The organism is Aeromonas sp. HMWF015 (assembly GCF_963878965.1).
Lineage (GTDB): Bacteria > Pseudomonadota > Gammaproteobacteria > Enterobacterales > Aeromonadaceae > Aeromonas > Aeromonas veronii.
Genome location: NZ_CAWNZT010000158.1, coordinates 1,887 through 14,715 on the forward strand (window position 1 = coordinate 1,887; position 12,829 = coordinate 14,715).

General features: G+C 56.6%; 14 protein-coding genes. 11 read left to right on the top strand and 3 right to left on the bottom strand.

Going from position 1 to position 12,829, the window contains the following annotated elements:
- Positions 1–67: 67 nt before the first annotated feature.
- The 3 genes from AACS18_RS07905 (at position 68) to AACS18_RS07915 (ending at position 3,429) form a co-directional block, all read left to right on the top strand.
- Complete coding sequence (locus AACS18_RS07905; protein ID WP_005338308.1) at positions 68–724, top strand: Bax inhibitor-1/YccA family protein; 657 nt, start codon at positions 68–70, stop codon at positions 722–724.
- Positions 725–888: 164 nt separating this feature from the next.
- Positions 889–3,054: a YccS family putative transporter gene (gene yccS / locus AACS18_RS07910; protein WP_108614067.1), complete on the top strand. Its 2,166-nt coding sequence runs from the start codon at positions 889–891 to the stop codon at positions 3,052–3,054.
- Between the two features lie 24 nt (positions 3,055–3,078).
- Positions 3,079–3,429, top strand: a complete 351-nt coding sequence (locus AACS18_RS07915; RefSeq protein WP_108614068.1) for a TusE/DsrC/DsvC family sulfur relay protein — start codon at positions 3,079–3,081, stop codon at positions 3,427–3,429.
- 111 nt (positions 3,430–3,540) lie between these two features.
- Here AACS18_RS07915 and AACS18_RS07920 read toward each other — a convergent pair whose 3' ends face one another.
- Positions 3,541–4,455 (bottom strand): Gfo/Idh/MocA family protein, encoded by a 915-nt coding sequence (locus AACS18_RS07920; protein WP_108614069.1) that lies wholly within the window; start codon positions 4,453–4,455, stop codon positions 3,541–3,543.
- A 128-nt stretch (positions 4,456–4,583) separates the two neighbouring features.
- The gene (locus tag AACS18_RS07925) at positions 4,584–5,465 is read right to left on the bottom strand and encodes a LysR family transcriptional regulator (RefSeq protein WP_108614070.1); all 882 of its coding nucleotides are present in this window, start codon (positions 5,463–5,465) and stop codon (positions 4,584–4,586) included.
- Positions 5,466–5,570: 105 nt separating this feature from the next.
- Between AACS18_RS07925 and AACS18_RS07930 the strand changes: the two genes are divergently transcribed.
- Positions 5,571–6,179, top strand: coding sequence for a short chain dehydrogenase (locus tag AACS18_RS07930; protein ID WP_108614071.1), 609 nt, complete (start codon positions 5,571–5,573; stop codon positions 6,177–6,179).
- Between the two features lie 174 nt (positions 6,180–6,353).
- On the opposite strand, the gene AACS18_RS07935 is transcribed toward AACS18_RS07930, so the two are convergent.
- Positions 6,354–7,535, bottom strand: coding sequence for a M28 family metallopeptidase (locus tag AACS18_RS07935; RefSeq protein ID WP_108614072.1), 1,182 nt, complete (start codon positions 7,533–7,535; stop codon positions 6,354–6,356).
- A gap of 335 nt (positions 7,536–7,870) precedes the next feature.
- Here AACS18_RS07935 and AACS18_RS07940 point away from each other — a divergent pair, with 335 nt between their 5' ends.
- The 7 genes from AACS18_RS07940 to AACS18_RS07970 form a co-directional block, all read left to right on the top strand.
- A complete protein-coding gene (locus tag AACS18_RS07940) occupies positions 7,871–8,395 on the top strand; it encodes a DinB family protein (protein WP_108614073.1) in 525 nt (174 codons plus the stop codon).
- A 15-nt stretch (positions 8,396–8,410) separates the two neighbouring features.
- Positions 8,411–8,851, top strand: coding sequence for a hypothetical protein (locus tag AACS18_RS07945; protein WP_108614074.1), 441 nt, complete (start codon positions 8,411–8,413; stop codon positions 8,849–8,851).
- A gap of 214 nt (positions 8,852–9,065) precedes the next feature.
- Complete coding sequence (locus AACS18_RS07950) at positions 9,066–10,565, top strand: histidine-type phosphatase (RefSeq protein WP_108614075.1); 1,500 nt, start codon at positions 9,066–9,068, stop codon at positions 10,563–10,565.
- Between the two features lie 409 nt (positions 10,566–10,974).
- On the top strand, positions 10,975–11,274 hold the full coding sequence (locus tag AACS18_RS07955) for a hypothetical protein (RefSeq protein ID WP_108614076.1): 300 nt from the start codon (positions 10,975–10,977) through the stop codon (positions 11,272–11,274).
- 17 nt (positions 11,275–11,291) lie between these two features.
- Entirely contained in the window at positions 11,292–11,840 is a 549-nt protein-coding gene (locus AACS18_RS07960; protein ID WP_108614077.1) for a hypothetical protein, read from the top strand.
- On the top strand, positions 11,827–12,063 hold the full coding sequence (locus tag AACS18_RS07965) for an ABC-three component system middle component 6 (RefSeq protein ID WP_103251490.1): 237 nt from the start codon (positions 11,827–11,829) through the stop codon (positions 12,061–12,063). The genes AACS18_RS07960 and AACS18_RS07965 overlap by 14 nt, the downstream gene beginning before the upstream one ends.
- Positions 12,050–12,829: hypothetical protein (locus AACS18_RS07970; RefSeq protein WP_219928015.1), on the top strand; the 780-nt coding region annotated here is incomplete at its 3' end. The genes AACS18_RS07965 and AACS18_RS07970, both read left to right, overlap by 14 nt.

Here is a 12,829-nt window from a genome sequence, read left to right on the forward strand (position 1 = left end):
CAGTAACAAACAGCGATCACGAGGCGGCTGCTCGCCGTCTCACCCGGACATCAAGAGGACACCCAAGATGGATACCCGTTCTATCTACACTGGCACCCAAAGTGCCGTACGCGATACCAACAAGGTGCTGCGTAACACCTATATGCTGCTCTCCCTCACTCTGGGCTTCTCTGCCGTGGTGGCGGGGGTCGCTACCGTGATGAACATGCCGCCGCTGCACTGGGCCGTGTTCCTGATCGGCGTATACGGTCTGATGTTCCTGACCGAGAAGAATCGCAACAACGGCATGGGGCTGGTCTTCACCTTCGCCCTGACCGGTCTGCTGGGCTATAGCCTGGGCCCCATCATCAACATGTACATGAACAATGGTGGTGGCGAGATCGTGATGACCGCCCTTGGCGGCACTGCGCTCACCTTCTTCGGTCTGTCGGCCTATGCCCTGACAACCAAGCGTGACCTCTCCTTTATCGGCGGCATGCTGTTCGTCGGTTTCTGGGTACTGCTGGTGGCCATGATTGCCAACATCTTCCTGCAGATGAGCGCCCTGAGCCTGGCTCTGTCCGCCATGTTCATGCTCTTCTCTTCCGGCGCCATCCTGCTGACCACCCAGCAGATCGTGCGCGGCGGCGAGACCAACTACATCTCCGCCACCGTCACCCTGTATGTCTCCATCTACAACATTTTCCTGAGCCTGCTGAGCCTGCTTGGCGGCAACCGCAACTAATCAAAAACCCCGCTTCGGCGGGGTTTTTATTGGCTCCTGTTTCTGTCAGGATAAGTTGCAAATCAAGGATATGATGCGAAGCGGCCCTGATCCAAATCAGGGCCGCTTCTCGCTTGGCGGGGTAACATCCTGCCCTCGTTTCGTTCAAGGGTTGTTCCTGTTTCATGCCGATGGATCTCTCTGGCCTGCTGCGCCGACTGCTGACCGATAGTCACATCTACTTCGCCCTCAAGGTGCTGCTGGCCATTCTCGGTCTGCTCGCCTTCACCCTGGCCACAGGCAATATCCAGCTCACCGTGCTGCTCTCCCTCGGGGTAGTGGCGGGCGCCATCGCCGAAACCGACGACAGCCTGTGGGGACGGCTCAAAAACCTCGCCATGACGCTCATCTGCTTCATGTTCGCGTCCCTGTGCGTGCAGTATCTCTACCCCACCCCCTGGTTGTTTGCCATCGGATTGGCCAGCTCCACCTTTATCTTCGTGATGGTGGGGGCGCTCGGTGCCCGCTACGCCACCATCAGCTTCGGCTCGCTGCTGATCGCCATCTACACCATGCTGGGGGCCGCCAAGGCACCGGATCTCTTCTACCAGCCACTGGCGCTCGGTGCCGGCGCCCTCTGGTACGGGCTGGTCTCGTTTATCTGGCTCTGGCTGCTGCCCTACAAGACCCTGCACGAGCAGCTGGCCCAGAGCTACTTCGCCCTTGGCCGCTACCTGCTGGAAAAATCCCGCTTCTTCCCGGCGGACGAGCACGGCGCTCAGGCCATTCGCCACAATCTGGCCCAGCTCAACATCAATCTGGTGAGCGCGCTGACCCTCACCAAGTCGGCCCTCAACGCCCGCCTGAGCCGTCGCCATCCGGCCAGCCCCGAGCTGGCCAGCCTGCTGCGCCTCTATCTGCTGGCGCTGGAAATTCACGAGCGCGCCACCTCCAGCCACTACCCCTACAGCCGACTGGAAGCCGAGCTCAAGCAGGGCATCGTACTGGAAGGATTTCAGGAGGTGTTCCTGCAGCTCTCCGAGGCGTGCCAGCGGCTCGGTTACGCCATTCTGGTGCACAAGCCCTACGCCCATAACAAGCGCATCCACTGGACGCTTGAGGCCCTCGGCGATCAGCTGGAGTTCACCAATCTCAAGCAGCACTATCCGAAAACCCTGCTGACGCCGATGAAGTTCCTGCGCCGCAATCTGGCCAGCATCAACCAGCTGCTCGGCAGCGCCGAAGTGCTGCAAAACCCCGAGCAGCCGGAGCAGGAGCTGCCCGCGCTGGCGCGCCCGCCCCGCCTGCCGCTGCTGACCCAGCTCAAGCAACACCTCACCTTGCACTCCATGGTGTTTCGCCACGCGCTGCGCCTCTCCTTGGGGCTGGTGATTGGCTACGGCATACTGCAAGCCTTTGATCTGGAAAAGGGCTACTGGATTTTGCTGACCGTGCTGTTTGTCTGCCAGCCCAGCTACAGCGCCACCCGCCGCCGACTGGTGCAGCGGATGCTCGGCACCTTCGCCGGTATTCTGGTGGGCATTCCGGTGCTCTGGCTCTTCCCCGAGCTGCACGTTCAGCTGGTGGTGATGGGGCTAGCCGCCTTCCTCTTCTTCACCCAGGTGCGCAACAACTACAGCGCCGCGGTCTGCTTTATCACCCTCTACGTGCTGATGGCGTTCAACCTGCTCGATGGCATCGGCTTTGCCATTCTGGGGCCACGGCTGCTCGATACCCTGCTCGGCTGCCTGATCTCCTACGGGCTGGTGGCCTGGCTCTGGCCGGACTGGCAGTACAAGCGGCTGCCGACCCTGATCGCCAATTCGCTCTCGGCCAACGCCCGCTACCTCTCGGCGGTGCTGGCGAGCCTCAAGCAGCAGCGGGACGAGTCCATCGACTATCGGGTGGCGCGCAAGAGCGCCCATCTGGCGGACAGCGAGCTGGCTACCGCCTGGCAGAGCATGCTGGTGGAGCCGCAAAAGCGCCGCCGCTTCCTCGATCTCTGCTTTACCCTCACCTGGCGCAACCACGCCCTGCTCTCCTACATCTCGGCGCTGGGGGCCCATCGCGACAAGCTGGAGGCCATCAGCGGGCTGGATGAGGTACGCCACCACATCTGCCACACCCTGGAGCAGGCCGCAGGCCATCTGGCGGGCAACCCCTCCAGCTCCATCGGAGGTCAGTGCCCCCTTCTTTGCACGGACAGCAGTGCAGACAGCAGCGAGGAGCAGCTGATGCTGACCCAGCAGCTCAACCTGATCAGCGAGCTGGCGGATCAGCTGCTGCATCTGGCCAACGAGAGCCGGTTGCTCACCGGGGATCAAGGCGCTACCATGCCCGCCCAATCCTGATAGCCCCATTAGTGAGGAGCCCCCATGACTGCGTCCGAAAAACATCAGCTGGAATTCAACGGCCAACTCATCGAGACCGATGCCAAGGGCTACCTGCTCAACAGCAACGACTGGAGCGAGGAGCTGGCGCTGGTGCTGGCTGCGCAGGAGGGGATCACGCTTGAGGAGCCGCACTGGGAAGTGGTGCGCTTTGTGCGCGCCTTCTATCTGGAGTTCAACACCTCCCCCGCCATCCGCGCACTGGTCAAGGCGATGGAAAAACAGTACGGTCCCGAGAAGGGCAACAGCCGCTACCTCTACAAGCTGTTCCCGGAAGGGCCCGCCAAACAGGCGACCAAGATTGGCGGCCTGCCCAAACCGGTGAAGTGCATCTGATCCCATGCATCTCATCCCATAACAACGGGGGCCGCAACTGCGGCCCCCGTTGTGTTTGGTGCGCTACCTTCGCGCACCTCCCATTCATATATCTCAGGCTTCCAGCCAGCCTTATTCCCGCTGGTCAGCCAGCGCCACCAGCTGCTCCGCCAGCCGGTGACCGTGCAGGTAGGAGGCGATCAGCTCGCTATCTACCTTGCCGATTTCAATCTGCTGATACCAGTGCTCCAGCATGGCGGCAAAGCCGCGCTGGGCCAGCACCGGCAGCCAGTCGTTGGGGCTAAGCATCTGCGCCTGCTTGTCGCGGGCGATGATGCCACGAGTGCAGTTCTCAAGGTGCAGGGAAAGATTGTCGCCGTAGGCATCGATGCGCTCCTCGGTGATCCCGGCGCTGCGGTTCATGCTGCCGCTGATGGCGCGATCGCCGCTCTGCCAGCTGACGCTGACCCCGGCCAACAGGCTGCTGTCCTTCGTATCCGGTCGCAATACCGCATGGACCTCCCCATCCGGCACGCCGCCATAGAAGCAGAGGTTGTCGAGCACATGGATAAAGTCATCGAACATAAAATCCCGTGCCTTGCCGGGCAGGGCGAAACGGTGTTTCTGCCAGTTGAGCTCGGTGAGCGGCTGGGCCCGCGCCTCGGCCATGGCGGGCAGATAGCGGCGGTTAAAGCCGGTAAAGAGGGCGCAATCTTGCGCGATGGCGAGGTTGGCCAGCGCTTCTGCCTCGGCCAGATTGTCGCACAGGGGCTTGTCGACAAAGGTGGGGATACCCGCACGCAGGCACTGCTCGGCCAGCTCGCGGTGAACGGCGGTCGCGGCATGGATCATCACGGCGTCGGGACGGCTGGCCAGCAGGGCCGCCACATCGGTAAAGCACTCGGCGATCCGGTACTGGCGGGCGATTTTCTCCAGCACCGCCGGATTGCGGGTGCAGAGCAGCGGGGTGATCCGCTCGTCGCTCGCCAGCAGCGGCAGATAGGCTTTTTGGGCGATATCCCCCAGACCAATCATGGCAATGCGCATCTCAACTCCTTTTCACTCGATAACGGGACAAGCGGATAACTGCCCGCACCATCGCAGGATTTGTCCCGCAGATCCAGCCTGCCGTTAGCCCGCTGGCTGGCGTGTGCAGCTCTCGGCAAACGGCGATGTTATCTAGGCATGGCAAGATCGCAGACCGACTTGATCAGCTCGGCCAACCACTCGATGGCCATATTGCCCTGACTTTTGCGGTGTCTGCCGACCACCACCTCGAACGGCTGCGGCGCCCCGGCCAGCTCCAGCACACGAAAATCGCCGAGGGCGGCGATGGCCGATGGAATGCAGGCCGCCACGTCATTGACCGACATAAAGGCTTGCAGCGAGGTGTAACAGGGGAGCGTCGCCACCGCCGCGCTGGCAACCTGCTGCAGGCTCATCTGCCCTTCGAAATTGCCGACGCTGTTGGCGAACTGCACAAAGGGGATGGCCGCCAGATCCTGCGGGGCGTTGTCCGAAAGATATCGGGAGTCGCGGCGCAGCACGCAGCAGTAGTGATCCCGGCGCAGGGTGGCGCGCAGCAACCCCGGGTCGAGATAGGCATCAAAGCCAATCACCAGATCGACCTCGCCGCTGGCCAGCGCCTCCAGATGATTTTCGGTCTGAAAGTCCACCACATCGAGCCGGATGGAGGGCGCCTGAGTGCGCAGAGCGCTCGCCAACCTTGGGATAATGGCGAGCTGGGCATACTCGTTGGCCATCACCCTGAAGGTGCGCTGGCTGCTGGCGGGATCGAAGGGGGTTGCCACAAAGACCCCGTCAATATCGGCCAGGATCTGCTCAAACCTGGCGGCCAGCTCGCAGGCGTAATCGGTCGGCTGCAACCCGGCGCTTTGGCGGATAAAGAGCTCGGCGGGAAAGAGATCGCGTAGCTTTTTCAGATGGCTGCTCACCCCCTGCTGGGAGATCTCCAGCAGCTCAGCCACCCGCGACACACTCTTGTATCTCACCAGCAGCACCAGCACCCGCATCTGCCTGATATCGATCTTCTCCACCCTTACCTCACCAATTTCAGTTGTATCATATACAAACCACCCATGATTTACATTGTATCAGTGGCTCTCTAACCTTGCAGCTCTTTCAGCAAAGCGAGGTTAACGATGAAAACGGTCATTCTGATTGGTGCTCAGGGGAAAATGGGGCAAGCCGCCCTCAGTGGTCTGGGCAAGCACAAGGTCATTACCGCCAGCCGCTCCGGCGAGGGGTGTGATTTTCAGGTGGATATCACCAGCAGAGAGTCTATCGAGCGGCTCTACCAAAACGTGGGCTCCTTCGATGCGGTGGTCAATACCGCCGGCTATTGCGAATACGCCCCCTTTGGCGAGATGAGAGACGAGCAGTGGCAAACCACCATCCAGAGCAAGCTGATGGGGCAGATCAATCTGGTCAATATCGGCCTCAACTACATCAATCAGGGGGGCTCCTTCACCCTGATCTCCGGCATCCTCAATATCAAGCCGATCCCGCTGGCCATTGCCGATGCCACCACCAGCGGCGCCATCGATACCTTTGTCCAGTGCGTGGCCCACGAGCTGCCACGCGGCATCCGCATCAATGTGGTCAACCCGACCGTATTGGAAGAGGCGTGGGACATATATGGCGAGATGATGCCGGGCTTCCAGCCGGTGCCGGGCGCCCTGGTCGGCAAGGCGTTTGAGCGCTCCGTCGATGGCTTTATTAGCGGCCAGGTGCTCTATGTCGATGCCTGATCTTTTTCAGGCCTGACCCAATGCCTTTGTAATTCCTTGTCGATGTTTTTCCTCTTCCCCGAAAGCGCCAGCTCTCGGGGCTTTTTCTATGGCGGGGGCAAACCCGCACAGAAGATAGAAAAAAGGAAGGAAGTCGAGACTCCCTTCCTTTTGGCTTGCGCAGCGGCCTGTGACTCAGTTGATCTTGCCCATTTCGACGGCAAAGCTGGTCGCCAGCTGGGCAAACTTGAGAGCGTGGCCAGCCGAGGGATCCGAGTTTTGCAACGTATCCTGCGCCGTGTGGATCCTGGGGTTGTATTCGCTAAAGCGTGACTCGAACGGCATGGCGGCGGGGTAGCCCTGATTGTGCCAGGAGGCGTGATCCGAGCAACCATAGCCACAGCTGTCATAGCCATAGCTGACTTGCGGCAGGTAGGCATCGATCAGCTGGGTGAGGTAGCCGGTCAGCCCCTTGTCGGTGTAGTCGGTCATAAAGACGATGTCGTTCGCCGAGCCCTTGTAGTTGGTCATATCCAACTGGAGCGCGGCCAATACCCTGGTGTTGGCCGCCTTGTAACGGCTGGCGATATCCTTGGAGCCCCGCAAGCCCACCTCCTCTGCCGCATAGCCGATAAATTGCAGGGTGCGCTCCGGCTGGCGGCCCTGTTCGGCGATGACCCGCAGCACCTCGGTCAGGGTGGCGATGCCGGAGGCATCATCATCGGCGCCGGGGGCCAGCGTCTTGCTGTTGGGGGCCGAGCCTGCGGTGGAATCGAGATGGCCACCGAGCACCACCACCTCGTCCGGATAGCGGCTCCCCTTGAGGGTCAACACCACGGATTGTTGCGGGTAGCCGCTATGTTTGACCCGGCTGACGCTGGCCCATGGCAGGGTACTGCCGAGGCTCTGCCACTGGCTGGCTACCCAGTCGGCGGATTGCGTGCCGGTGGGGGTGGTGTAGTAGCGGTTGCGCCAGCCGGACAGCTTGCTGATGGTGCTGGCGATATTGCCTTGATCCAGATGAGGCAGCAGCCGGTTGACACTCGCCCCCTGGGTCAACGGCGGTGCGCTGAACAGGTTTTGGCTAAGGGGCTGGGCCATGCTCTGCAGCGCATCGGCCAGGGTCGTGTGCACCACATAGCCACCGCAGCGCTGGTGCCCCTCGTGCATCAGGTGCGAGAGGGAGCCAAGCTCGCTTGCCTCAATCTGGGCCAGCTGGACGGGCGCCCCGCTGGCACTGAACAGGGGGGAGAGCTTTGCATTGACCTGCTTGAGTTCCACCCCGCTATCGGCCCCAATCGTGATCCACACGGGAGCCCCCGCCTGAACGGCAAGGGGAATCAGGGGGAGCAAGAGGGCTGCAGTCATCGCTTTCATGTCGGATCCTTCCGGTTATGGTTAACAGTAAGTAGGCTTAATGGGCCTCATAGGAATACCAACCTAGTCTAGGCACTCACTGCTGTCAAAAAGGTGGATGTCCCGAAAAAAGGGCGCTTATTAGCGGCCAAGTGCTCTATGTCGATGCCTGATCCCGTTCAGGCCTGACCCCACTGCCTTTGTAATTCCTTGTCGATGTTTTTCCTCTTCCCCGACAGCGCCAGCTTTCGGGTTTTTTGTATAGCGGGGGCCAAGGCTGCAACAGAATGGGTTTCGTATTGAGCCCATTTTGGCTAACATGCCGCACTTCACGAAGCGACAAGGGCAAGGACGCGATGAGCAACAAGACACTGCAATCCCTCTTTCACTACAAACGCTGGGCCGATGGCGAACTGCTGGATGCGAACGCCACACTCGATGCGCAGCAATATGGCGAGGCACACCACACCTGTCTCAGGATCTTCAACCATATCCATGTGGTCGATGCCATCTTCCAAGCCAATCTGCTGGGGGAACGCCACGGCTTTACCGCCACCAATACACCGGAGACACCGACCCTCACCGCCCTGCGCAGCGCAGTCACCGAGCTGGATAACTGGCTGGTGGATTACGTCGCGGCGCTGAGCCCACAAGAGGGAGCAACCCCGCTCTCGTTTCGCTTTGTCGATGGTGACAAGGGGCAGATGAGCCGCGACGAAATGCTGCTCCATCTGGTGACTCATGGCGGCTATCACAGGGGCGCCATCGGGCGGGTTCTGGTGCAGTGCGGCATCACGCCGCCGCGCGATACCCTGACCACTTTTTTGCATCGCAGCGAGCCGGAGCGACGTGGCCAAGATAGCGCGTCACTGGCGCAATAACGGAGTCTTGCCCTTATGAATCGTCTTGTATGTATTTCTCATCCGCTGCTGCTCGCGCTGCCATTGCTGCTAGGTGGCTGCGCCGCCGCCATCGATCACTATTCGGGGCGCTTTCGCGAGACCCTGACACAGGGACAACCCCGAGAACATATCCGTGCCGAGTTGGGCGAACCGCAGCCTTGTACGCAAGGCCAATATATGGATACGCCGCAGGTCAAGGGGTGCGATCGCTTTACCGTGCTCGGCAAGATCCACAAGCGCGCTGACGGCAATGGCCAGGCCACGGCGAGCGCCGTGACCATGGGGCTGGGGGAGCTGATCCTGGTGCCGATGACAGTAGCCGGGGTCGCGGCGGACTACACCCAGCGCCACACCATTACCGTCTATTACAATCGGGACGATCACTACCTGTTTCACACCCTGCAGAACGCCAAGGGGCAGGAGGTAAGACAATAAGCCCCCATCCTAACAGTGCTCACTGACCACTCAGCCGTGACCGGCGCAGTGGTTGGTTGAGCCTCTATTACCCTCCCTATAGCCATCCTCTGCCCCTCCCCTTGCTTACTGCTTTATCAGAAGTCATCAGCCTGTCATCTGGCTGACATCCCGCGGTCATTTTCAAGCCATAGAGTTTTTCACTTATTTTTCATATGGATAGATAAGGAACATCATGACTTTCCCGCGCTCTTCTTATGTGGCTGTGGCCGTCTCGCTGGTCTTGCTTGGCGGCTGCCAGTCAGAGAACGAATCGTCTGCCGACAGCCAGGGCAAAACCGCCTACCAATACAGCACCAAAGCGGTCTACAGCCCGCAGCAGCAGGCGGAGAGCTACGAGCCAGCGCCTCAGGGGTTCAGCCCGGTCTTTACCGAGATGGTGGCGCGCCACGGCTCGCGCTCCCTCTCCAGCCCGAAATATGACGTGCTGACCAAGCTGGTATGGGAAGAGGCGCAGCGTCAGGGGGCGCTCACCACTCTCGGGCAGGGGCTGGGAGGCAAGGTCGATCTGGTGACGGCCGCCAACCAGAAACTGGGCTATGGCCTGCTCTCGGCGCTGGGCAAGGAGGAGCACGCCAATCTCGCCACCCGGCTGGCGGCGCGGCTACCGACCCTGCTCAACAGCAGCGAGCCCCACTGCATCAAGGTGGTCACCTCGGGCAAGGACAGGGCCAACGAAAGCGCCTTCTACTTTATGGAGAGTCTCAAGCGCAACGTGAGCTATGTCAGCGACTCGGCGCAGTGCTACCTCACGCAGGATGACCCCTCGAAGATCGACAAAAAGCTGGTCAACAAGTTCGAGCTCTACTTCCACAAGACCACGCCCGAGGGGGATTACGCCCGCTACCTGCCCGCCTATGAGAACTATCAGCGCTTTATCGGCGACGAAGATGCCGGAATCGCCCCGGCCCCCGAGCTGGCCAGGGCGCTGGATCAGCTTAAAAACCTGAGCAAGACCAAAGAGATGGCCCGCAGCATGCTGGAGCGTATCTACAGCAAGGGGTTTGTCGACTATCTGGCGGGCGGCGTCGAGTTTGTCGCCGTCAACCCGGAAGATGGCGGCATGACCTATGTGCGCGACGAAGTGGATGCCGCCCTGATGCTCTACAACCTCTTTATCATCGGCCCCGGCATGATCCGCGAAGCGCAGGCTCAGGGCAGCGAACCCTGGGCGCTGGAGCAGTTCCTGACCCCACAGGAGTCTGCCTGGTTCTCCTACCTCTCTGATGCGGAAGATTTCTACGAAAAGGGGCCGAGCTTTGCCAACCAGAGTGCCCCCTACGCCATTGCCCAGCCGCTGCTCGACGGCCTGTTTGGCGAGGTGCAGCGTCAGGTGGTGGAGGGCGAGCAGAGCCGACGGGCCACCCTGCGCTTTGCCCACGCCGAAGCCATTATCCCCCTCGCCGCCCTGATGAAGCTGGAAGGGAGCCGTCAGGGGGCCAGCCCGGATCAGCTGTTCAGCCAGCAGAACAACGAGTGGCGCGGCGGCTGGGTCTCCCCCTATACCGCCAATATTCAGTGGGATATCTACCAAAACGGGCAGCGGCAGGTGCTGGTCAAGATGCTCTACAACGAAAAGGAGATCGCCTTTAAGACGGGCTGCCAGCCCTACCAAAGCGGCAGCCACTACTACGACTTCGAGGAGCTCAAGCGCTGCTACGGCTATCACGGCTAACCCTTCGCGCGCCGGATATGGCAATCACCAGGGGCGACCAGCGGGTCGCCCCAATCCACTCCCCTTCCCTGCTTGCCAAAGCGGGATATGGCTACAAAGCCGCCTTCCGGTTCCATTTGCTGATCCAGTTCAAAAAACGATTAATTTCTGATAGTTGAGTCACTTTAAGGCTCGCCTCGGCAGTTTCGTTTGGCTTACCATAGCCATCCAGAACCTGTTGAACAGCGATGGGTTGCTGCCAGCGCGGGTCAAGGGAGCATATTGGAAGCTGTAATCCACGGGCGGTAGCGTGAGTTTACACGGGGTAAAAACTTGCACCGTAAAGGTGGTAATTTTGGCATTTATCAAACTCTACAGAATTTTGCGTATATAAATAACACCATTTATCTATACAAGTTGGAGGTTAACGATGGAAGAGTTTTTAAATATATTCAGTAGCCCTCTTGCTGTAGCAATCGCTTGGATTTGCACGGTTTTTAGCTGCTTTTATGCATTGTTACAGAAAAGTAATGCAACGAAGATTAGACAAAACTTCAATGACCTAAATATAAAGTACAATGACCTGAATATTAAAAACTTATCTCTTGAACAAAAAATAACAGAAATAGAAAATAATGATATTCATGATAACTACCAAGAAGTAAATCAAAGCGGGAATACAAACATTAACCAAGGTGTAATCAAGGGTGACTTTAATTTCTACAACTGATATAACCAAGGTCCCCTATGTGTGAAAACAAATTTGAAATTGGAAGAATCGAAGGAGATTTCAATAATGTTATATCTCCAGAGATCAATGTTGACTCAATCATCAACGTAATAATTGGCGACATTGCTCAGGCTGATGTAAAAATAGATCGCACTGATCGCCACTTTCCTGCTGCTGTCGCTATGAAAATAGACCATAACCTACTTAAAAATAAGCGACGCATTGTATTACAGTACAAATCATACTCATCTCACATTGAGAGAGCCTACGTATTGGCTGAACAGAACATAATCAATGGAAAGCAAACTGCCATGTGCTTTCTGAACGATATGTACTGTAACTCACTAGAAAAATATGACATTGATTCGTTCGAACCAGACCTTCATAAGATAAGACAACACGCGGATGATATCATTGACGATGTAATTAAACAGTTAAGAAAGTTCACTTATAACTCTGCAAACGTCACTCCATTCAAAGAACAAATAGAAATTGGTATTAACGTAGTCGTCGCACATGCGTTTGTTGAATGCTTTATTTTGGAGAATCCTAATGCTACCAACTAAAGGATGCAATCCAGAATTTAATGTTCTTTACATTGGCGGTTTTATTCTTAAGAAGATTCATGAGCGAAAAAATAAAAAAATGCCTATTGTACAGATATTCAAAGTTGTAACAAGAGAGCTCTCGGTCTCTGTTGATCATATCATCCTTGCGCTAGATTGGCTTTATATTATTTCTGCTATTGACTGCAACGGCAAAGAGGCATTTATCAATGAAATTGCTTAGGTTTCTCTTAGAAATTGATGGTGAAAAAATAAGGGACATTCCATTTTTAGACAATCTAAATATAATTACAAGCAATAAGAAATCAGACGCTCCTGGTAATAGTGTTGGTAAATCGACTCTAGGAAGAGTACTGGACTATTTATTTGATGGTTCAATAGGACCAATTTATATTGATGATGAATTTCAAACCCCAAAGTATGAAATTGCACAACTCTTTACAAACAATGAAGTATACGCCTCACTTGAATACCTTGGACTAGATAGTAAATACACCGTAATTAAACGGAGGCTTTCTGTAGACAAAAGCCAGCAGTATTACTTTCTTAATGACCGTGTAGTGACTAAAAAAGAATATACTTCTCATATCATGGCTAGCATTTTTAACGTCTACTCAGATAAACCAACATTAAGAAAACTAGCTCCAAAATTTTTCCGAACAACTCAACACCGGATGACCAAAACAGTTAAATCTGATAATGGAAGAGGCGTAACTAAATCTGATATAAATACTGTATTTCTATATCTTTTTAACTTTAATGACACTGAGATTCTCACTAGAGTTCATCAACTAAAAACGACTATCAAACAATATAATAAAAATTACGACGCGTTCACCAGCGTAATTACCAAAGACAAGATAATTGGCTCTACTTCCAAAATAAAATCTCAAATTGAGAAGCTAGAGAGATCTCTTTTATCTACTGAGAAAGGAGTTGATAAACTCGACATAGTTTGCAAAATAAATCATATTGATGATGCACAAAAT